This is a genomic window from Bosea sp. NBC_00550, assembly GCF_026020075.1.
Classification (GTDB): domain Bacteria; phylum Pseudomonadota; class Alphaproteobacteria; order Rhizobiales; family Beijerinckiaceae; genus Allobosea.
In genome coordinates this window covers 3,673,410-3,694,790 of the sequence record NZ_CP102772.1, presented here as the reverse complement: position 1 = coordinate 3,694,790, position 21,381 = coordinate 3,673,410, and the positions used below count along the sequence as shown (strand labels likewise).

General features: G+C 66.9%; 17 protein-coding genes and 1 pseudogene. 9 read left to right on the top strand and 9 right to left on the bottom strand.

Annotated features, from left to right (window positions below; all coding sequences use genetic code 11):
• Positions 1 to 86 precede the first annotated feature (86 nt).
• Positions 87 to 752 carry a GntR family transcriptional regulator gene (locus NWE53_RS17730; RefSeq protein ID WP_265050695.1) on the top strand — a complete coding sequence of 222 codons (666 nt, stop codon included), beginning with the start codon at positions 87 to 89 and terminating at the stop codon, positions 750 to 752.
• 20 nt (positions 753 to 772) lie between these two features.
• Here NWE53_RS17730 and NWE53_RS17725 read toward each other — a convergent pair whose 3' ends face one another.
• The 3 genes from NWE53_RS17725 to NWE53_RS17715 all read right to left on the bottom strand — a co-directional run bounded on the left by NWE53_RS17725 (position 773) and on the right by NWE53_RS17715 (position 5,149).
• Positions 773 to 2,314 (bottom strand): ABC transporter substrate-binding protein, encoded by a 1,542-nt coding sequence (locus NWE53_RS17725; protein WP_265050694.1) that lies wholly within the window; start codon positions 2,312 to 2,314, stop codon positions 773 to 775.
• A gap of 85 nt (positions 2,315 to 2,399) precedes the next feature.
• On the bottom strand, positions 2,400 to 3,959 hold the full coding sequence (locus tag NWE53_RS17720; RefSeq protein WP_265050693.1) for an ABC transporter substrate-binding protein: 1,560 nt from the start codon (positions 3,957 to 3,959) through the stop codon (positions 2,400 to 2,402).
• A gap of 47 nt (positions 3,960 to 4,006) precedes the next feature.
• Positions 4,007 to 5,149, bottom strand: coding sequence for a C45 family autoproteolytic acyltransferase/hydolase (locus NWE53_RS17715; RefSeq protein ID WP_265050692.1), 1,143 nt, complete (start codon positions 5,147 to 5,149; stop codon positions 4,007 to 4,009).
• Positions 5,150 to 5,232: 83 nt separating this feature from the next.
• On the opposite strand from NWE53_RS17715, the gene NWE53_RS17710 reads away from it, so the two are divergent.
• A complete protein-coding gene (locus NWE53_RS17710; RefSeq protein ID WP_265050691.1) occupies positions 5,233 to 6,123 on the top strand; it encodes a GntR family transcriptional regulator in 891 nt (296 codons plus the stop codon).
• Between the two features lie 108 nt (positions 6,124 to 6,231).
• Entirely contained in the window at positions 6,232 to 7,482 is a 1,251-nt protein-coding gene (locus NWE53_RS17705; protein WP_265050690.1) for an aminopeptidase, read from the top strand.
• A gap of 124 nt (positions 7,483 to 7,606) precedes the next feature.
• Here the strand turns inward: NWE53_RS17705 and NWE53_RS17700 are convergent, their stop codons facing one another.
• Positions 7,607 to 8,644 (bottom strand): DmpA family aminopeptidase, encoded by a 1,038-nt coding sequence (locus tag NWE53_RS17700; protein ID WP_265050689.1) that lies wholly within the window; start codon positions 8,642 to 8,644, stop codon positions 7,607 to 7,609.
• 172 nt (positions 8,645 to 8,816) lie between these two features.
• Between NWE53_RS17700 and NWE53_RS17695 the strand changes: the two genes are divergently transcribed.
• Entirely contained in the window at positions 8,817 to 9,221 is a 405-nt protein-coding gene (locus NWE53_RS17695; RefSeq protein WP_442864844.1) for a DUF1810 domain-containing protein, read from the top strand.
• Between the two features lie 4 nt (positions 9,222 to 9,225).
• Here NWE53_RS17695 and NWE53_RS17690 read toward each other — a convergent pair whose 3' ends face one another.
• Complete coding sequence (locus tag NWE53_RS17690; RefSeq protein WP_265050687.1) at positions 9,226 to 9,774, bottom strand: Rossmann-fold NAD(P)-binding domain-containing protein; 549 nt, start codon at positions 9,772 to 9,774, stop codon at positions 9,226 to 9,228.
• A 64-nt stretch (positions 9,775 to 9,838) separates the two neighbouring features.
• Positions 9,839 to 10,201, bottom strand: a pseudogene (locus tag NWE53_RS17685) (hypothetical protein); the annotation flags it as partial.
• An 88-nt stretch (positions 10,202 to 10,289) separates the two neighbouring features.
• Here NWE53_RS17685 and NWE53_RS17680 point away from each other — a divergent pair.
• The 5 genes from NWE53_RS17680 to NWE53_RS17660 are packed head-to-tail and all read left to right on the top strand — an operon-like array spanning position 10,290 to position 17,503.
• A complete protein-coding gene (locus NWE53_RS17680) occupies positions 10,290 to 11,201 on the top strand; it encodes an IclR family transcriptional regulator (protein WP_265050686.1) in 912 nt (303 codons plus the stop codon).
• Positions 11,198 to 15,046 carry a hydantoinase B/oxoprolinase family protein gene (locus NWE53_RS17675; protein WP_265050685.1) on the top strand — a complete coding sequence of 1,283 codons (3,849 nt, stop codon included), beginning with the start codon at positions 11,198 to 11,200 and terminating at the stop codon, positions 15,044 to 15,046. Before NWE53_RS17680 ends, NWE53_RS17675 begins: the two co-directional genes overlap by 4 nt.
• A 53-nt stretch (positions 15,047 to 15,099) precedes the next feature.
• Positions 15,100 to 15,249 carry a hypothetical protein gene (locus NWE53_RS17670; protein ID WP_265050684.1) on the top strand — a complete coding sequence of 50 codons (150 nt, stop codon included), beginning with the start codon at positions 15,100 to 15,102 and terminating at the stop codon, positions 15,247 to 15,249.
• 17 nt (positions 15,250 to 15,266) lie between these two features.
• Entirely contained in the window at positions 15,267 to 16,772 is a 1,506-nt protein-coding gene (locus NWE53_RS17665; protein WP_265050683.1) for an OPT/YSL family transporter, read from the top strand.
• A gap of 59 nt (positions 16,773 to 16,831) precedes the next feature.
• Positions 16,832 to 17,503, top strand: a complete 672-nt coding sequence (locus tag NWE53_RS17660) for an AroM family protein (RefSeq protein ID WP_265050682.1) — start codon at positions 16,832 to 16,834, stop codon at positions 17,501 to 17,503.
• 75 nt (positions 17,504 to 17,578) lie between these two features.
• Here NWE53_RS17660 and NWE53_RS17655 read toward each other — a convergent pair whose 3' ends face one another.
• From NWE53_RS17655 to NWE53_RS17645, 3 genes are all read right to left on the bottom strand, one after another.
• Positions 17,579 to 18,484, bottom strand: a complete 906-nt coding sequence (locus tag NWE53_RS17655; RefSeq protein WP_265050681.1) for a TorF family putative porin — start codon at positions 18,482 to 18,484, stop codon at positions 17,579 to 17,581.
• Between the two features lie 214 nt (positions 18,485 to 18,698).
• Complete coding sequence (locus tag NWE53_RS17650; RefSeq protein WP_265050680.1) at positions 18,699 to 20,129, bottom strand: L,D-transpeptidase family protein; 1,431 nt, start codon at positions 20,127 to 20,129, stop codon at positions 18,699 to 18,701.
• A gap of 197 nt (positions 20,130 to 20,326) precedes the next feature.
• The gene (locus NWE53_RS17645; RefSeq protein WP_265050679.1) at positions 20,327 to 21,280 is read right to left on the bottom strand and encodes an acetyl-CoA carboxylase carboxyltransferase subunit alpha; all 954 of its coding nucleotides are present in this window, start codon (positions 21,278 to 21,280) and stop codon (positions 20,327 to 20,329) included.
• Positions 21,281 to 21,381 lie beyond the last annotated feature (101 nt).

The window sequence follows — 21,381 nt, the reverse complement described above, 5'->3', positions numbered from 1 at the left end:
TTATTGGCGCCAATTATGTCGCATGTTATGGTTCGATCCGCAACCAACTTCTGTCGCGCCGTCCGAATCCTGCTAGAGAGCCTTCCATGACGTCCGAGCGGAAACGCAAAAACACCAGCCCGCGGCGGGCCATCCTCGCCAACGAGATCGCGCAGGCGATCCGGCTGCGCATGTTCAGGCCCGGCGAATGGCTGCGCCAGATCGACCTCGAGGAGCGTTTCCAGGCGACGCGTTTCGATGTGCGCAGCGCCCTCGACGAACTCGCCGTGCGCAAGACGATCGAGCATGTTCCGAACCGGGGCTATCGCGTCGCCGAGATCGACATGAAGACCTACAAGGAGATCCAGGCGACGCGGGTCATCCTCGAGACGGCGGCGGCGCACGGCATCGTCGCGCATATCGACGCGGCGGCGGTCGCTCGGCTGACGGCGGTCGCGGAGCAGTTCTCGGCCGTGGTGCTGACCGGCAGCCGTGCCGAGCAAAGCGAGATCAACCGCGTCTTTCATCAGCTGCTTTATTCCTTCTGCGGCAATGCCGTGCTGGTGGAGATGATCTGGGGACTGCGCGACAGGGAGCGCGGTACGCAGATGACGGTCTGGAGCTCGCATGAATCGCTGCTGCGCAGCGATCGCGAGCACTATGCGATGATCGAGGCCCTGCAGGCCGGGGATGCTCCGCGTCTCGCCAAGGTGATCGCGGAGCATATCGTGACGGGCGGTACGCGCGCGCCGGCGGCGACCGGGGTCGCCTGACCGGCACATAGCCGCGAAGGTCACTTGGCGACGCTGACCTCCCAGAGGCGCGGCTTTGAGGCCACCCAGGGGGCGAAGCCCTGCAGGCGCTTGGAAACGACGGCCGTATCGACCTGATTGTAGAGGAAGATCAGCGGCGCATCGGCCAGCATCATGACGTGGAGCTGGTCGAAGATCTTCTTCCGCTCGGCCTCGTCGTTGATCAGGGTCGCCTTCTCGATGAGGGCATCGGCCTCGCGGTTGTCCCAGACCTTGGAGGGCAGCTTGTCCTTGGGGCCGGAGAACTGGTTGTAGCTCTGGGCGGGGTCGATCCGGGCTGAATAGCTGAAGGACATCATCTGGTAGTTGCCCTTCGAGAACCGGTCGAGCTGCGTCGCCCATTCCAGGATCTCGATATCGGCCTTGATACCGGCGGCCTGCAGCATCGCCTGCGCCATGATCGCGACGGGGTAGCTCGGCACGGTCGAGCGCTTGTTGGCGATCAGCTTGATCGTCTCGCCCTTGTAGCCGGCCTCGGCCAGCAGCTTCTTCGTCCGGGCGGGATCGTGCGCATAGCGCTTCATCTGGACCTCGTCATAGAAGGGCGAGGTGATGTAGACGGCGGAGTTGTTGGTCTTGCCGAGATCGTTCGAGACGGCGCCGACGATCTCGTCGAGGTCGAGCGCGGAAGCGATCGCCTGCCGCATGCGCACATCGCTCAGCAGCGGGTCGCGGGTCTGGAGCAAGATCGTGTGCTTGGTCGCGCTCGGCGCGGTCAGCACCTGAAGGCCGGTCTTCTTCATCTCCGGCACGTCCTGATCCGGCACGTCGGCGACATCGAGCGCGCCCGACATCATGCCGGCCTTGACGGTCGCGCCATCGGCGATCGACAGGAACTTGACCTCCGGCACCAGCGGGCGCTTGGAGCCGACATAGCCGTCGCGCTTGTCGCCGGGCGGCGACGCGTAGGCATCGAAGCGCTTCAGCAGGACATATTCGCCACGACGCCAGTCGGCGAGCTGGAACGGGCCGGTGCCGATCGGCTTGTCCCAGCTGCCATCGGCCTTGACCGAATCCTTGTGCAGGATCGCGACCATCGCGCAGTCGGTGCGCGCCATCGTGTCGAGGAACAGCGCGCTCGGCTTCGCGAGCTTCATCACGAAGGTCGAGGCGTCCGGGGCGGTCGCCTCCGTGACCTTGAGCCCGATGGCGCCGTCGAACTCCGCCTTGCAGCGCCAGTCGGTCTTCGCATCCATGTAGCGGTTCCAGCTCCACAGCACGTCGGCCGAGGTCATCTCGGCGCCGTTGTGGAACTTCACGCCCTTGCGGAGATGGAAGGTGTAGGTGAGGCCGTCCGGCGCGATGTCGATCGTCTCGGCGAGCAGCGGCGCGACCGCGCCGTTCTCGCGATAGCCGACGAGACCCTCGACCATGTGCAGCACGACGGCGTCGGTGTTGTCGTCGCGGTTGACGCCCGGATTGGTCGAGCGGATGTCGGCGTTGAGCGCGACATTGATCGTCTGCGCCTGCGCCGCGCTGCCGATCAGCGCGAGCGCCAGGGCAGAAGCCGAAATGCGGATCATTCCCGTTCCCCTTGTTGTTCTGTCGTCCGGCATGCCCGGAAAGGGCATGCCGTTGCGCGAAAGCCCGAAGGCGAGGGAAGGGCCGCTATTCGCCGACCGTGACTTCCCAGGCGCGCGGCAGCGAGCTGACGGTCGAGACGTAGCCCTTGGTCTTGGCGCCCATCGCGCCGCCGACGATGCCGTTATAGAGCATCACCATCGGCACATCGGCGAGGAAGCGCTTGTGCAGATCGTCGAAGATCTTCTGGCGCTCGGCCCGGTCGGTCACCACCATCGACTTGTCGAGCTGGGCCTGGACCTGCGGATCGTCCCAGAGCTTGCGCGGCTGCTTGTCCTTCGGCCCGGTCATCGACTCGAAGCTCAGCGCCGGATCCATGCGGCCCGAATAGGGGAAAGCCTGGATCTGGTAGTTGCCCTTGGAGTAGCGGTCGAGCTGCGTCGCCCATTCCAGAACCTCGATCTCGACATTGAGGCCGACCGCCTGCAGCATCTGCTGCGCGACGACCGCGGCGTCGAAGCTCTCGGGATAGCGCTTGTTGGCGAGCATCACGAGCTTCTCGCCCTTGTAGCCGGCCTCGGCGACGAGCTTCTTGGCGGCTGCGGGATCGTATTTCCAGCCTTCCTTCTGCACCGGGCCGTAATAGGCGGAGAGCGCCGGGACGATCGAATTGTTGGCCGTGCCGATGCCGTCGCTGACGGCGGCGACCAGCTCCTTGGAGTCGATCGCGGCGGCGATCGCCTGGCGCAGCTTGACGTTCTGCAGCAGCGGATCCCGGGTCTGGATGATCAGGCCGACGAGGCCCATGCTGGTGACGACGGAGGTCTTGACCCTGTCGTTCTTCTTGAGCTCCGCGATGTCGGTGTTGGCGATGTCGGGGACGATGTCGATGTCGCCACGCAGCAGGGCCGCCTTGGCGGTCGCGTTGTCGGGAATGACGAGGAAGCGGACTTCGTCGACCAGCGGTCGCTTGGCCCCGGTCAGCCCGTCGATCTTGCCGGGCAGCGAGGCGTAGCCCGCGAAGCGCTCCAGCTTGATGTATTCGCCGCGCTTCCATTCGCCGAGCTTGAAGGGGCCGGTGCCGATCGGCTTGTCGAAGCTGCCATCGGCCTTGAGCGAATCCTTATGGAGGATGCCGGTCATGGCGCAGTCGGTGCGGGCGAGCGAGGAGAGGAAGAGCGCGCTCGGCTTCTCCAGCTCGAACACGACCGTCTTCTCGTCCGGCGCGGAGACCTTCTCAACCTTGACCTGGCCGCGGCCGTCGAATTCCGAGAGGCAGCGCCAGTCGGTCTTCGGATCCATGTAGCGGTTCCAGCTCCACAGCACGTCGGCCGCGGTCAGGGGCGCACCGTTGTGGAACTTCACGCCCGGGCGCAGCGTGAAGCTGTAGCTCTTGCCGTCCTGGGAGATGTCGATCTTCTCGGCCAGCAGCGGCTTGGGCAGCGCGTCCTCGCCATAAGCGACGAGGCCTTCGACCATCTGCAGGACGACGCCATCGGTATTGGCGTCGCGATTGACGCCCGGATTGATCGAACGGATGTCGGCGCGCAGCTGGATACGCAGCGTGCTTGCCTCGGCCAACTGGACCAGACCGCCGCACAGCAGTGCGGCGGCGAGGGCGGTGGCGTTCAGGATCGGTCGGCGCATCATGTTCCCCTGTTGTTTTTTCGGTTGTGACGCGGGGCCGGGGCGGGTTATTCGGCCGCTTCGGCGAGCAGGATCGGATCCTCTGTCAGGCTGTAGCGGGTGAAGACGCGGTTCTCGGCCGGCAGCGGCGCCACCTCCATGATCCCCTTCGCCGGCTGCATGATCACCATCGCGACCGTCGCCGAGAGATTGCCGGCCTCGTTGGGGCGGGCGGGGCGGCAGACCGAGTAGGGCGAGAGGAAATCGTCGAAGAAGGCCTGCTTGAGGTCGTCGACAGTGAGCTTGCGGCCGGCCTCGTCGAGCAGCTTCTTCACCCGCCAGTCGCGGTAGAAGCTTTCGGGCACGCGGGGGATGCTGGTGTTCTTCACCTTGGTCAGCGCGATCTGGCCCACCCAGTGATTGGCATGCACGATCAGGCCGTCTTCGGGATAGATCGGGAAGGCCTCGTCCGGCGCGCATTCGAAATCGATGCCGAAGCCCTTCACGGTCGAGAGCATCATGTTGTTGGAGCAGGCCTTCGGCGTGGCCGCCACCGCCTTGATTGCGAAGGCTAGATGCTCCTGCTCCAGCACCTTGCGGCGGATCAGCGCGAGCGGCACGCCGGTCTGGGTGAAGTCGCGCTCGCATTCCAGATAGTTGGCGGTGATCGAGACGCCGGCCGCGTTCATGCCGCAGCGGGCGAGGCCGCCGGCCTCGACGAAGGTCAGGAAATCCGGGCCGTCGTCACGGCGCACGCGCAGCACGATCGCCGTCTCCGCGCATTCGGCGCGCCAATCCCAGTTCTGGCCATGGATGAGCTCGCCGGTGGCGCTGCGCTCCGGCAGGATGATCGCGCCGGTGCAGCCGTCGTCGAGTTCTTCGGTCGCCTCGACCGGCTTGTTCTTGACCATCCGCGCCTTGGCGATGACCTCGGTGCGGGCATTGATCATGATGACGTCTTCGAGCGCGACGCCGGCGCCGTCGGCAATGCCGCGCATCTCCTCGACGTAATGAGCACCGAAGGCCTCGATCTCGCGGGCGAACTCGCCGATCAGGGCGGATTTCGCCTTGGCGTCGTAGCCGAGATCGCCGAGTTGGCCGCCATAGAGCTCGATCGAGCGTTTCACGCGCTGCGGCACGGCCGCGCCATGCTGGCGGCCGCGCTCATAGGGCGAGCCCGAAACGTCGACGAAGGGGCAGGGCTGGACCATGGCGCACAACTTTCCGATATGCTGGCGTGAGACTGTTCTCTAATGTATTTCATTGCTAACTAAAACAATCAAGGGCTCTTCCGATGGCGATGCCGACTCGGCTTCAGCAGGAGATCGCCGAGCGCATCCTGCAACTGGTGCGCGACGATGCGCTCAGTGCCGGCGCCTGGCTGAACGAGAACGCGACGGCGCGGCGCCTCGGCGTTTCGCGCACGCCGGTGCGCGCCGCGCTCGACCATCTCGCCGAGCAGGGCATCGTGCGCCGCCAACTCAACAAGGGCATCGAGATCCTGAAGCTGCCCGTCGCCGCCGACAGCGCGCTGCCGCCGGAGGCGATCGAGCTGGCGATGGTGCGGCTGGCGCATGAGCGGGAGAACGGGCTCCTGCCGGACGAGGTTTCCGAACTGGAAGTGATGCGGCGCTACGAGCTCGGCCGGCCGGAGGCGCAGAAGCTGCTCGCCCGGCTCGCCGATCTCGACATGGTCGAGCGCAAGGCGGGCTATGGCTGGCGCTTCCTGCACGAGCCGCGCGACAAGCGCCTGCGCGACGAGAGCTATCGCTTCCGCATGATCGTCGAGCCGATGGCGATGCTAGAACCAGGATTCCACCTCGATCCCGGCTGGATCGCCGAGATGAGGGCGCGGCATGCCGAGGCGCTGCAACGACCCTGGCGCGAATCCTCCAGCATCGCCTTCTACGAAATGAACGCCGACTTTCACGAGGGCTTGGCCGCCGGTACGGGCAATCGCTATTTCCATTCGGCCGTGCGGCGCCAGAACCAGCTCAGGCGCCTCTCGAACTACGACTGGGGCCTCGGCTTCGAGCGCGTGCAGGTCAATTGCATGGAGCATCTGGGCATGCTCGACCATTTGGAAGCCGGCGAGAACGAGGTCGCCTCGGCGTTGATGCGCAGCCATCTGCTGCGGGCAAGCAAGCTCAGGCTCGGCACTAAGCCGGCTGAACCGACCGCGTGAAAGCGCGTCGCCCGATCACCGGATGGCTGCCCTGCCGCCGGGACGGTTGACCCGGCGGCGATTTGGGCGAGCAATGGCTGATATCCCGAATCCGACAGGTCGAATGCCATGACTGCTCATCAGCGCCCGCAAGCCATCGATCCCGCTAAGCTCGACAAACTGGCCGAGGTCGCCATCCGCGTGGGCTTGAACCTCCAGCCGGGGCAGGACCTTTTCCTGACCGCGCCGGTCGCGGCGCTGCCGCTGGTCCGGCGCATCGCCGAGCACGCCTACAAGGCCGGCGCCGGCATCGTGACGCCGATGCTCGCGGACGAGGAGATTACGCTGGCGCGCTATCGCTTCGCGCCCGATGCGAGCTTCGACAGGGCGCCGGGCTGGCTCTATGAGGGCGTCGCCAAGGCGTTTTCCGCCAATACGGCCCGTCTCGCCGTCGTCGGCGACAATCCGATGCTGCTGGCGAACGAGGACCCGGCCAAGGTCGGGCGCGCCAGCAAGGCCAATTCAGTCGCCTATCAGCCGGCGCTGGAGAAGATCGCGGGCTTCGACATCAACTGGAACATCCTCGCCTACCCCAGTGCGGCCTGGGCGAAGCAGGTGTTCCCGGATGATGTGGAGGAGGTCGCTGTCGGCAAGCTGGCCGAAGCGATCTTCGCGGCGTCGCGCATCAACGAGGCCGACCCGGTTGCGGCCTGGGCGGCCCATAACGCGGCGCTGCGCACGCGCCGCGACTGGCTGAACGGCCAGCGCTTCGCCTCGCTGCACTTCACCGGGCCCGGCACCGATCTCACCGTGGGTCTCGCGGACGGGCATGACTGGCAGGGCGGCGCCTCGCCGGCCAAGAACGGCGTCGTCTGCAATCCCAATATCCCGACCGAAGAGGTCTTCACCACGCCGCATGCGCGCCGGGTCGACGGCCATGTCTCAAGCACCAAGCCGCTTTCCTATCAGGGCTCGCTGATCGACCAGATTCAGGTGCGCTTCGAGGGCGGACGGATCGTCGAGGCCAAGGCCTCGCGCGGCGAAGCCGTGCTGAACAAGGTGCTCGACACCGACGAGGGCTCGCGCCGGCTCGGCGAAGTCGCGCTGGTGCCGCATTCCTCGCCGATCTCGAAGAGCGGCATCCTGTTCTACAACACGCTCTTCGACGAGAACGCCTCCTGCCACATCGCGCTCGGCCAGTGCTATTCGAAATGCTTCGTCGACGGCGCCAACCTGACGCCGGAGCAGATCGCGGCGCAGGGCGGCAACAAGAGCCTGATCCATATCGACTGGATGATCGGCTCGGGCGAGGTCGATATCGACGGCGTCCACGCCGACGGGCGCCGTGTGCCGGTGTTCCGCAAGGGCGAATGGGCCTGAGTCTCCCGAGCCGTCATGCCCGGGCTTGACCCGGGCATCTCAGGACCAGAAGGCGCCTTTTCCGGCATGAGGTTCTCGGGTCTGCGCTTCGCCTCGCCCGAGAATGACGTCGAAGGTTTTCGGCTCAGGCCGGATTGGCGTGCAACCAGTCGCCCAGCGACGGACGATAATGCCCGGCCCGCCCGGTGGTGGCGGGTGCGGCCGCCATCGCGTTGAGCACGGCTTCCTGGGTCGCTTCGGTGGCGGCGCGGAAGAGAGTGTCGATGCGGTTCTCGTTGAGGGCGCGGAGCGATACGAGATCGCCCGGCTGGTCGTGGTCGATCGGATCGGCGGTGGTGAAGGCGACGGCGATGTCGCCGCTGCCATTGCCCCAGAAGGCGCCGAGCCGGGCGAGGCCGGCGCCACCGCGCCTTGCAATTCGTTGAAGCTGTCGTGATTCCAGCGGCACGTCGGTCGCAATGACCAGGATGACCGAGCCACGCTCGGCTTGCAGGTTCACCTCCGGCGGAACTGGGCGGCGGCCATCGGGCAGGACGAGGTCGCCGGCATTGCCGAAATTCGCCAGCGCCAGCACGCCGAGCGTGTGATCGGTGCTGTCCAGAGTAAAGCGGCGCGAGGCCGTGCCGATGCCGCCTTTGAAGCCGAAGGCGCTCATGCCGGTGCCGGCGCCGACCGCACCTTCCGCGACGGGGCCCGATGCGGCGGCGTCGAGCGCGGCGAAGGCGTGCGCCTCGGTCAGCGTGCGGGCGCGGATGTCGGAGAGATAGCCGTCATTGCATTCGAGCACGACCGGATTGACCGTGCCGGTCTCGCGACCGATGTCGGGATTGGCGGCGAGTGCGCGTGTCACCAGCGCGTCGAAGCCCGTGCCGACCGCCAGCGTGTTGCAGAGCAGGAGCGGCGTTTCGATCTGGCCGAGCTCGGCGAGCTGCATCAGCCCGGCGCTCTTGCCGAAGCCGTTGATGACATCGACCGCAGCGCGGACCTTGCGGCGGAAGAGGTTGCCGTCATGCGGCAGCAGGGCGGTGAAGCCGGTGAGGATATCGCCCTCATGCAAGGTGCGGTGGCCGATCTTCACGTCGGGCACATCGGTGATCGCGTTGAGCGGGCCGGGCTGCATGATGCCGCAGGTGATGCCGAAGTCGCGCAGGCGCTGAGTCATGGTGCGGGGTCTCGATGAGCGTGCGGCGGGAATAGCATGGACGCCTGCCGGCACAAGCGCGGGGCGCAGAGCTCCGTCGAACGCCTAAGCTCCATGCGCGTTTGGAGAGTATGAGCGCCAGCTCGTAGCCGACACCCGACCAGGGAGTGCGCCGATGCGCGATCCGTTCCAGTTGCAGCGCTTCCTCGATGCGCAGGAGGATGTCTGGCAGACCGCGCTGGCGGAGCTGAAGGATGGCCGCAAGCGCACGCATTGGATCTGGTTCCTCTTCCCGCAGATGCGCGGGCTGGGCCTGTCACCGACCTATGGCGTGACTTCGCTCGACGAGGCGCGGGCCTACCTGGCGCATCCGGTCCTCGGCGCGAGGCTGGCGCGCTGCACCGAGGCGGTGCTGGCCCATGAAGGGCGAAGCGCCCATGCCATCTTCGGTTCGCCTGATGATATGAAGCTGCGTTCCTCGATGACGCTCTTTGATGCCGCGAGCGCAGAAGGCGACAACCCTTATCGCGCGGTCCTGCGTGGTTTCTTCGACGATGCGTGCGATCCGCGCACGCTGGAGCTGATCGGGAAAGACTAGTCCCTCAGCGCGGCAGCTTCGTCCCCAAACCCTGCGCGCGGGCCTTCGTGACGACGAGATGGGCAAGGGCGAGATCGGCGAGGGCGGCGCCGCGGAAGGCGAAGAACGATCGGCCGCTCGAAGCCGTCGGATGCGGGGCCGCGGCCAGTTCGATCAGATCGTGCTGGAAGGCGACCGTCGTGACGGGGTTGCCGTCGGCGCCATAGGGCGCATGAGACTGTTCGAGGCTGTCGGTGGCGAGCACGTCGAAGGCCGGCAACGCCTCGGGCTTCCAGCTCCGGCCGGTGTCGACGGCCGCAGCGAAGGCCACCGGCTTCATGCTGTTTGCATCGAGGAAGGGCGTCATGCGCGCCGTACCCGGCACCATCGAGATCACGATGTAGCTGCGCGACAGCAGCGCCTCGGCATCATCCAGGACCTGCGCCGAGATTCCGGCGGCCTGTGCGGCTTCGGCGAGTCGCTCGGCCGAGGCGCGGCTGCGGCTCAGCATCAGGGCGGTCTTCAGGCCCGGATAGAGATCGCGGAAGGCGGCGAGATGGGCGTGGGCCTGCAAGCCGCAACCGACGAAGCCGATGGTCTGCGGCGCGCCAGGCGCCAGGCGCCAGCCGCGAGGCGGCAGCGGCGCTGATCGCAGCCGTGCGGATCAGGGTGATCTCGTCGCCGTCCATCACGGCGAGCGGCAGGCCCGTCGCATAGTCGCTGACGCAGATCAGCGCGCTGACGGCCGGAAGCGGCGAACCGGCGGCGACCGGGGCCATCGCCGCCCATTTCATCGCGGCGATCCCCTGAGCGGAGGACGCCGCCGTCATCGCCTGGAAGCCATGGCCCGGTCCCAGCGTGAGCGTGTTCTTCGGCAGGCTGCGGTTCAGCCCGGCGGCATGGTCGCGAAAGCCCTGCAGAACAGCCTCGCGCGCCTCGCCGGGCGAAATGGCCAGCGCCCGGATGTCGCCGCGCGAAAGGTAGAGCAGCGTGTCGCTCATCCGGTGAACTCCGTGGCGGCAAGGCAGGCGTGGGCGCCCGAACTGGCGAGGAGGCCGGGATACAGCCAAGCCCGGCCCGCGTCGAGGCATGCCGACGCTCCCCAGGCAGGCACGCAGCCGAGCCGGTCACAGGATTGACATCTTCATCAACCTGCGTATTGTTCCTTTTATTGCAACTCAAGTTCCATTTAATGGAACTTTATCGGTGACCGCGATGTCCATCTTGTCGTCGGCCGTGGATGTTCTCCGTTGCTTCTCCAGCACGCGTCACGACGTGACCGTGACCGACCTCGTTTCGCTTCTGGGCATGCCGAAGAGCAACGCGTCGCGCCTGCTGCGGGCGATGCGCGACGAGGGACTTCTGGAGACCGTCGGCGACAGCAAGCGCTACCGGCCGTCGCTGCTGCTCAACCAGGTCGGCCATCTCTACCGCTTCGCCGCCTCGCTGATCGACCGGGCCGACATCGTCGTCGGGCGGATCTCCGACCAGATCGGCCATACCGGCTATATCAGCGTCCGGCGCGGCAATGAGATCGTCGGGGTAACCGCCCATCCGGGGCGCCACGCGCTCAGGGTCGTCACCGCGATCGGAGATCGTCTCCCCGCCTTCGCTTCCAGTACCGGTCGTGCCCTCCTCGCGCGGCTCACGGATGGCGAGGTCCGCGCGCTTTATCCAGACGGCCTCACCGCGCCGTCCGAGACCGCGCCGCAGGACATCGACGAGCTGCTCGCCCGCCTCGCCATTGTTCGGAGTGCCGGCTTCGCCGAATCCCATGACGAGGCCGTGCGCGGAGTGCGCGCCATCTCGGTCGCGGTCGGCGACCCCGCCACGGGGGACGAGGTTGCGATCTGCATTTCCTTCCCGGCGGCGACCGTCGAGCCGGCCGAGCGCCTCGCCATCATCCGTTCGCTGGGGGAGGGCGCCGCGGAGATCGCGGCCCTGACCCAGGACAAGCGCTTCACACCCTTGAATCTCTCAACCGCGGAGACCGCTCCATGAGCAATCGCTGGCGCATCGGCTTCGACATCGGCGGCACCTTCACCGATTTCATCCTCTATGACGGGCAGGAGCGCTCGGTTCGGCTCCACAAGCGCCTGACCACGCCGCACGATCCCTCGGAGGCCGCGCTGATCGGCCTCGGCGAACTCGTCGAGATGGCCGGCATCACGCTCGCCGATGTCGGCGACATCGTCCACGGCACGACGCTGGTCACCAATGCCGTGATCGAGCGCAAGGGCTCGAAGCTCGGGCTGATCACCACCAAGGGCTTCCGCGACATCCTCGAAATGGGGACGGAGCAGCGCTACGACATCTATGATCTGTTCCTGACCTTCCCCGACCCGCTGGTCTCGCGCGAACTGCGCCTCGAAGTGGCCGAGCGTATCGACCGCGACGGCAAGGTCGTCACCGCGCTCGATGCGGAAGCCGTCCGCAAGGCAGCCCGCGAACTCGCCGCTGCCGGTTGCGAGGCGATCGCGGTCTGTTTCCTCAACAGCTACCGCAATCCGGCGCATGAGCAGGAAGCCGGCCGCATCGTCCGCGAGACCTGCCCCGAGCTCACCGTCTCGCTGTCGAGCGAGGTCGTCGCCGAGATCTGGGAATACCAGCGCTTCGTCACCACGGCGGCCAATGCCTATGTCCAGCCGTTGATGCGCCGCTACCTCCAGCGGCTGGAGCGCGAGCTTGCGGCCCGCTCCTTCACCGGCGCGCTCAGGCTGATGCATTCGGCCGGTGGCCTCGTCTCGCCCGAGACGGCGCGCACCTTCCCGATCCGCCTGCTCGAAAGCGGCCCGGCCGGCGGCGGCCTCGCCACGGCGCTGTTCGGCGAGCTCGCCGGCCACAAGGACGTCATCTCCTTCGACATGGGCGGCACCACCGCCAAGGCCTGCATGATCGAGGACGGCCGCGCCAAGATCGCGCCGATGCTGGAGGCCGGCCGCGTCAACCGCTTCGCCAAGGGCTCGGGCCTGCCGATCAAGGCCCCGGTCATCGACATGATCGAGATCGGCGCCGGCGGCGGCTCGATCGCCGCGATCGACGAGGTCGGCCTGCTCAAGGTCGGCCCTCACTCGGCCGGCTCCGATCCGGGCCCGGCCTGCTACGGCATGGGCGGCGCGAAGCCGACCGTGACCGACGCCAATCTCGTGCTCGGCTATTACGATCCGAGCTTCTTCCTGGGCGGGCGCATGGCGCTTGACCTCGAAGCGGCGCGCAAGGCCGTCTCGACCGTGGCCGAACCGCTCGGCCTATCCATTGAGGAAGCGGCCTGGGGCATCCACAAGGTCGTGGTCGAGAGCATGGGCGCGGCAGCCCGCGTCCATCTCGTCGAGAAGGGCAAGGACCCGCGCCATTACGCCATGGTCGGCTTCGGCGGTGCCGGGCCGGCGCATGCCGTCGACGTCGCCCGGGTGCTCGGCGTCAAGCAGGTCATCATCCCGCCGGCCTCGGGCGCGGCTTCGGCGCTCGGTTTCCTCGCCGCGCCGCTCTCCTTCGACATGGTGCGCTCGCTGCCGGTCGAATTCTCAGAAGGTTTCGACGCCGGCGCCGTCAATGCGATGCTCGGCCAGCTCGAGGAGGAAGGCCGCAAGCACCTGATCGAGGCCGGGGTGAAACCCGCCGACGTCACGGTCGAGCGCTCCGCCGATATGCGCCTCGTCGGCCAGATGCACGACATCGCCGTGCCGCTGCCGGCCGGCACCATCGATGCGTCGAGCCTCGAAGCCATCCGCGCCGCCTTCGGCAAGGCCTATTCGGCCCGCTACACCTCGGTCTATGAGGGCGCCCGGCTGGAGGCGATCAACTTCCGCGTCCGCTGCGCCGGCCCAGTGCCGACCCTGTCGCTCTCCGGCGCGGCCGGCGGCGGCGATGCCGCCGCCAAGGTCAAGGGCACCCGCAAGGCCTGGTTCGAGGGCGGCTGGAGCGAGGCCACCGTCTATGACCGCTATGCGCTCCGCTCCAGCGACACCGTCAAGGGCCCGGCAATCATCGAGGAGCGCGAGGCGACCACGATCGTGCCACCGGGCGACAGCGTCGCCATCGACGATGTGCTGAACCTCATCGTCCATGTCGGTCAGGCCAATGCGGTCGAGACCTCGATCACCGAGGACATGCCGCTGGCCGAAGCCGCGCGCCGGATCGAGGCCGATCCGATCTCGCTGGAGATCATGTGGAGCCGGATGATCAACGTCGTCGAGGAGATGTGGCTGACCGTCTGCCGCACCGCCTTCTCGCTGGTGATCTCGGAAGCGCAGGATTTCGCCTGCGAACTGCTCGATCCCGAGGGCGAGACGCTGGCGCATTCGCCCCGTGCCATGCCGGTGTTCAACCTGACCCTGCCCCGCGCGGTGAAGGCGCTGCTGGAGCGCTATCCGGCCGAGACGCTGAAGCCCGGCGACGTGCTGATCACCAACGATCCCTGGCTCTGCGCCGGCCATCTCTTCGACATCGCGGTGGTGACGCCGGTCTTCCTCGGCGACCGCGTCGTCGGGCTGATGGGCACGGTCGGCCATGTCTCCGACATCGGCGGCACCAAGGATTCCCTGCGGGCCCGGGAGATCTACGAGGAAGGCTTCCAGATCCCGCCGATGAAGCTCTACGAAGCCGGGAAGATCAACGAGACGCTGGTGCGCCTGCTGGCCGAGAACGTGCGCAATTCCGAGCAGGTGCTCGGCGATCTCGACTCCTTCGTCGCGGCCAATGCCATCGGCGCCGAGCGTCTGCAGTCCTTCCTCGGCGACTACGGCATGCAGGATCTGCGGGCGCTCGCCCATGTCGTGCAGAGCCGTTCCGAGAAGGCGATGCGCGAGGCCATTCGCGCGCTGCCTGACGGCACCTATCACGGCACGGTCTCGAACAACCCGTTGGGCACGCCGATGACCTATCCGCTGGCGCTGACGGTGAAGGGCGACACCATCCATCTCGACTTCGCGGGCGCGCCGCCGCAGCTGCCGCAGGGCGGGCTGAATTGCACGCTGAACTACACGATGGCGCATGCGACCTACCCGTTGAAATGCATGCTGACGCCGGGCGTGCGCGGCAATGCCGGCTGCTATCGCGCCTTCTCGATCGATGCGCCGAAGGGCTCGATCCTGAACTGCGACAAGCCATTGGCGGTGAACCTGCGCACCCGCACCGGCTGGTATCTGGCGCCGAACATCTTCCGCGCGCTCTCCAAGGCAGCGCCGAAGCAGGTCCAGGCCTTCACCGGCCTGCCGGTGGCGGCGAGCGTCTATGGCCGCGACCAGGCCGGCGACACCTATTCCGACATGCTCTTCGTCGGCGGCGGCCAGGGCGGCTCGGCCCATGGCGACGGCAAGTCGGGTCTGCTCTACCCGACCTCGGCGGCGAACACCTCGATCGAGACCTTCGAATCGCGCGTGCCGGTGCTGGTGGTCGAGAAGACCTATCTCACCGACTCAGGCGGCGCCGGCCAGCATCGCGGCGGCCTCGGCCAGCGCGTGCGTTTGCGCAAGCTTTCCGACGACGGCCTGCCGACGCTGGTCTCGCTCTATCCGGAAGGCGTCAACAACCCGATCCCGGGCCTGTTCGGCGGCAAGGCCGGAGGCAGCGCCTCGGGCCGCGTCATCGACGAGCAGGGCCATGTGCTGAAGGACGTCGGCACCGGCGAGCTGGTCCAGGTCAAGCAGCCGCATGAGATCGTCGAGCTCGTGCTCGCCGGTGGTGCTGGATACGGGGCCGCTTCGGAGCGCTCACGAGAGGCGATCGCCCGCGACATCGCGCTCGGTCTCGTTTCGCCGGAAGCCGCCAAGCGCGACTACGGCGTGCAGGGGGCGCATGCCACGCAGGACGTAGGCGAGGCCAAGGCCGGCATCCTGGTTGCCTGACGACAAGGATCGAAACGCAAACAGCCCGTAAGGGGCGAATAGGGGACTGAGGCATGAACAATCCGACTGAAGGGGTGCCTCAGCGGCACCCCAGCCTGTTCGAACCGGCGACGCTGCTGCTCATCGCGATTCTCTGCGTCTTCGGTGCGATCATCGGCATGCAGCTGCTGGTGTCGCTCGGCATCACGCAAACACCTCGCTGATCGGCGCACTTGCTGCCATGGCGCTGGCGCGCGTGCCGCTTGCCGCCTTCACGCGCTACCGCTCGATCCATGTGCAGAACCTGGCCCAGAGCGCGATCTCCTCGGCCACCTTCGGCGCGGCGAACAGCCTGCTCCTGCCAGTCGGCATTCCCTGGCTGCTCGGGCGGCCGGACCTCGTGCTGCCGATGCTGGCGGGCGCCTTCTTCGCGATGCTGCTCGACGCCTATCTGCTCTACCGGATGTTCGATTCCCGCGTCTTCCCCGCGACGGGCGCCTGGCCGCCGGGCGTCGCTGCTGCCGAGGCGATCAAGGCCGGCGACGAGGGTGGACGCAAGGCAGTGCTGATGGGCGTAGGGTTCGGCACCGGCATCCTCGTCTCATTCGTCAAGATTCCGCTGGCCTGGATCGGCTTCGCCGGCTCGGCCGCCGTCTCGGGCATCCCGATGTCGGCCTTCGGCGTCGCCTTCATCGGCAATATCTGGGCGCTGCTGATGTTCGGCATCGGCCTCTTGCTGCGCGGCTATTCCGGCCAGCTCTTCGGCGGGCCGCTCTTCGAGACCATCATTCCCAAGGGCGACCTGATGGCCGCCTATATCCCGCACGGCTTCATGATCGGCGCCGGCCTCGTCGCGCTGCTGCAGGTCGCGCTGCTGCTGTTCCGGCGGGCGGAACCGACCAAGCCCGGCGAGGTGGGCGCAGGCGTCTCGGACGCTGAAGTGAAGCGCGCGCTCGGTCTCGGCACCGTCGGCTACCTCGTCATCGCGGTGTTCATCGCGCTGGTCGGCGGGCTGATGAGCGACATGTCGATCGGCATGCTCATCCTGTTCGTGCTCTATGCCGCCTTCGCCGCCTATGTGCATGAGCTGATCGTCGGCCTCGCCGCGATGCATTCCGGCTGGTTCCCGGCTTTCGCGGTCGCGCTGATCACGCTGATCATCGGCATGTTGATCGGCTTTCCGATGCCGGCGCTGGCGCTGCTGGTCGGCTTCTCCGCCGCGACCGGGCCCGCTTTCGCCGATATGGGCTATGATCTGAAGGCCGGCTACCTGCTGCGCGGCAACGGCGCCGATCCCGCCTTCGAGCGCGAAGGCCGCCGCCAGCAGCTCTTCGCCGCGATGTTCGCCTTCGTCATCGCCGGTGCGGTCGTCCTGTTCTCCTACCAGTCCTTCTTCGACCAGAACCTCGTCGCCCCCGTGAACAAGGTCTATGCCGCGACGATCAAGGCCGGCGTGGCGCCCGGAGTCGCCTGGCAGCTCTTCCTCTGGGCGATACCCGGCGCGATCCTGCAATTCATCGGGGGGCCGAAGCGGCAGATCGGCGTGCTCTTTGCCACCGGCCTGCTGATCAACTTCCCGATGGCGGGCTGGGCGGTGCTGGCCGGCATCCTCTGCCGGGTCATCTGGGAGAAGCTGCGCGGCGCGAGCGGCGAGGGCGACATGGAGGTCTTTGCCGCCGGCGTCATCGCGGGCGATGCGATCTTCTCGTTCTTCGACTCCGTCTCGAAGAACTTCTGGAAGCGCTGAACAAGTTGGACCTGGGCGGAAAGCCACCCGGGTCCTTCGCTTTTATGGAGGACGGGATCATGAGCAAGCTGGGAACCCTCACGATCGGCCAGGCGCCACGCGCCGACATCACGCCGATCCTCGACGCGGTGATCGGCGCCAGTGTGCCACAGCGCCATGCCGGCGTTCTCGACGGCCTGAGCCGCATCAAGATCGAACGGGATTTCGCAACGGAGCCGGGCCAGCCAGTGCTGATCACCAAGCTCCTCGACGGCAGCGCGGTCGTCATCGACCGCGCCCGAACGGAAGCTGCGGCACAGCACAAGCTCGCCATGCTCGAGGCCGAGGGCTGCAGCACCATCCTGATGCTCTGCACCGGCCATTTTGCGAGCCTGTCGACTGAGAAGGCGCGCCTCGTCGAACCCGACCGCATCCTGCCGCCGGCCGTGGCGGCACTGACGCAGGGCGCGCAGCTCGGCATCATCGTGCCGCTGGCCGAGCAGATTTCCTCGGAGGCCGGCAAATGGGCGCCGCTCGGCCGCGCGCCGCTCTATGCCGCGGCGTCGCCCTATGGTGGTGCGGGCGTTTCGATCGCGGAGGCTGCGCGGGAGCTGGCCGGACGCGGCGCGCAAATCCTGCTGATGGACTGCATGGGCTTCGTGGAGAGACATCGCCGCGAGGCGGCGGAAGCCGGCTTGCCGGTCATCCTCTCCAACGGCATGATCGCAAAGCTGGTTTCCGAGATCGTCTGACGGCGGGCTGCATCCGCCGAAACGGAAAAGGCCGCCCTTGAGGCGGCCTTTGTGCTTGTCCGGATGGAGCGGGGTTTATTTCGGCGCGAAGATGCCGACGCTGCTGGCGGTGATGTCGAAGGAGAGCGTTCCGACGACAGCCGCACCGCACCAGTTCGAACGACCCGTGCCGTTGGAGATTCCGCGCGGATCGGCGGTCAGCAGGAAGCACTCGCTCTTCGACAGGGTGGTGTCGTGGTAGCGCAGGTCGGCGGTGACGTTCTTCCAGGTGTAGGAGACGCCGGCGTTCCAGTAGCTGTAATCGGGCAGATTGGTCGGCGGCACGGTCGACCAGATGGCGAGGTTGGTGGTGCCGAGCCAGTAGTGGCCGAACTCACCGGAGACCGAGAGACCTTCCAGGAAGGGCAGGTTGTACTTCGCCGTCACCGAGGCGTAGGTGCCGCTCGCGCCGGTGCCGAGCCAGTCCCAGGCGTAGAAGACGTTGCCGCCCACCGTCAGGCTTTCGGCGAAGGTGTAGGAGACCTTGCCGTAGACCTCGGTGAAGTCAGTGTTCTTCGGTGTCCAGAACACGCCGGCAGCGTCGATCAGCTGCTTCTCGCTGGGGTAGTAGTACTGCCAGACACCGAAATCGAAGGCGAGATCGCCGAATTTCGGGCGGACACCGGCATAAAAGTCGATCTCGGCATCGGGCCTGGTGGCCAGGTCGACGCTCGATCCGTAGACGCCGAGATAGAACATGTTGTTGTAGATCTGCAGCTCGGCGCCGCCCTGAATCGCCGGCTTGCGGTCCGTTTGCGAGATGCCGCGGAAATTATAATCGGTCATGCCCTTCACGCTGACCGCGATATCGAACCAGGTGATCGCGGGGACGACGGGCGCGGGCGGCGGCCCTTTCTTGCTCGGCAGGTCGGAGGCCTGCGCCGCGCCGACGGCGGCAGCCAAAGCCAGTCCCATAATCGAGGAACGGAAAAGATCGGACATCTACGGAAACCCCTCGCCGCGCGTTGATTTGCGCTGTCGCACCATGAAACGGGCGAGCCCGGCTTGGCGGCAAGACGAGGTTTTGGGCGCTTCGCTCACGGAAAAAGCAAAAGACCTCCCAGGGGGAGGTCTTCGCGCCTGCAAAACAGGCAGTCTCGATTATCTGTCCGGCTGTTGCATTTGCGTCACGACGTGACGGCGGCCGGGCAGGGCCTCAACGCATCGCCGGCTGGCTCGCATAGCCCGCCGTCGACTGGTCGAGGCTCGACGTTTTCAGCCCGTTGGCGCGGCGGGGCGGCAGCGGCGCGCTGGTGGCGGCCGGTGTCGCGGGCGCGACGGACGCGACCGGAGCGCTGGCCACGCCTTGATCGGCCGTGGCGCTGGAGCCGCCGCCGAAGACCGGCATGAAGCTGAGGGCGCGCTGCAGCAGAGGCTTCTCCTCGGTCGGCGCGACCGGGTTCGAGGCCGCGCTCGCGAGCACCGGCGCCTGCAGGGCGTTGCCGGGTGCGACCTTGGCGAGCTGGGTAGCGGCCGGGGCTGCCGCCGGGCGCGGTGCGGCGGCCGGCTTCGCCTCGACCTTGGCAGCGTCGGGCTTTGCAGCTTCTTCCGCAGGGGCTGCGGCGATCGCGGCGAGAACGGCGTCGTTATCGGCCGAAGCGGCGCGGACGGTCGCCTTCGCCTTGCCCTTGTCGTCGAGGACGACGACCCGAGGACCGACCGACAGGGCATCGGCACGGCTGACGCCGACATCCTTCGAGGCCCAGGAAGCCGAGCGGTTGAGCGCGTCGGAGCCGCCGGTCATCAGCGCCTGCTTGAAGGAGGCGTGCTGGTCGCCATCGTCATAGATCAGCTTGATCGCCGGTGTGCCCTTGGCGACGAGCGAAGCGACCTGGATCTCGTCCCTCTGGCGCTTCTCGGCGACGGCTGCCGGGGTCGAGCCGCCGTTGAAGACATAGCGGCCGCCGACGACGGAGACCGCGGGCTCGTCCTTGGCGACCTCGAAATAGTCGGTGCCTTCCTTCAGGTTCTTCCAGAAGGCGATGTTCGGGTCGAGGCGGTGCTTGGCCAGGTTTTCCGGCGTCATCCGGAACGGAAGGGCCTGCATCTGCACGGCGCGCTGGCCGGCATTCTGGGCCTCGCGCACCAGCGCATAGATCTCGCCGATCTGGTCGTCGGTCATCGAATAGCAGCCGGCCGAGGAGCAGGCGCCATGGACCATCAGATGGGCGCCGGTGCGATTATGAGCCCGGTCATAGGCGTTGGGATAGCCCATGTTGAACGAGACGTAATAGGACGAGTTCGGGTTCATCTGCTGGGGAGCGATGGCATAGAACCCTTCCGGCGCCATGCGATCGCCCTCGCGGACCTTCGGGCCGAGCTGGCCGGACCAGCGGCACATCGGGAAGGTCTTGAGCAGGGTGTACTGACCGTCGGCCTTGCGCTTCCAGACCTCGAGCTCCGACTCCTTCTTGTAGGAGCGGATCAGGATCGGCTGGTCCTTGCTCATGCCCTTCTCGGACATCAGCGCATAGGTCGCGCTCGGAATCGGAATGTTGTGGCGCGCGGCGCCGCGATAGCGGTCCTCCTCGCAGGCCGCCACGGTCAATGCAACAAAAGCCACGAGTGCGAGTTGCTTGAGTGCCACGTCGTCAATCCCTCGAACGGCAGGCCGGGGTGCGACCTGTGACTTCGCAAGACGGCCAAATTGTGCCCGTCGACTCGTTGTAGAAGCGTTAGGCTTGAGGGTTCCTTACCATAGGCAGGGTGAGTCTGGCCACATGGTCAACGGCCGGTAAAGAAGCCTCGCCTTCGCTGGTGCGAGATATCTAGCTCCGATGTTGCCTAGAGATTGCGCCCGATCGCGAGGAATTTCTCCGCCCGCTTGGCGACGATATCCTCGGCTCCGAGACCGGCGAGATCGCCGAGCGCGGCGGCGATGGCATCGCCCGCGCGGCTGATCGCGGCCTGGGCGTCGCGGTGGGCGCCGCCGGTCGGCTCCTGCACGATCCGGTCGATGACCCCGAACTTCAGCAGGTCCTGCGCCGTGATCTTCATGCCGGTGGCCGCGTCCTGCGCCCGCGCCGTATCACGCCAGAGGATCGATGCCGCGCCTTCGGGCGAGATCACCGAATAGATCGCATGCTCCAGCATCAGCACGCGGCTGGCGGCGGCGATGGCGATGGCGCCGCCGGAGCCGCCCTCGCCGATGACGAGCGCGACGCTCGGGCTGCGCAGCCCGAGCCAGGCCTCCGTCGAGCGGGCGATAGCCTCGGCCTGGCCACGCTCCTCGGCTTCGATGCCGGGATAGGCGCCGGCGGTATCGACGAAGCTCAGGACCGGGAGGCCGAAGCGGTCGGCCAGCTCCGCGAGGCGCACGGCCTTGCGATAGCCCTCGGGCTTGGGCATGCCGAAATTGTGCCGGATGCGGGTCTCGGTCGAATCGCCCTTCTCCTGGCCGATGACGCAGACCGGCTCGCCGCGGAAGCGGCCGAAGCCGCCGATGATGGCCTCGTCCTCGCCGAAGGCGCGGTCGCCGGCGAGCGGGGTGAATTCCGCGATCAGCCCGGCGCAGTAATCCTTGAAATGCGGACGCTGCGGATGGCGCGCCACGAGCGTCTTCTGCCAGGGCGTCAGCGCCGCATAGATGTCCTTCAGCGTCTGGCTAGCCTTGGCGTCGAGCTTGCCGATCTCTTCCGACAGGGAAATGCCGTCGCCGCGGGCCTCGAGGGCCCGCAATTCATCCGACTTCGCCTCCAGCTCGGCGACCGGTTTCTCGAAATCCAGATAGCTACGCATCGTGATCCAGTTCAGAATCCGCGCGAAAATCGGGCGGAACGGCGGTTTAGGGCAAAACCGGCATGAAAGGCGGCGGACCTTGGCCGCGCCCCGGCGAAATT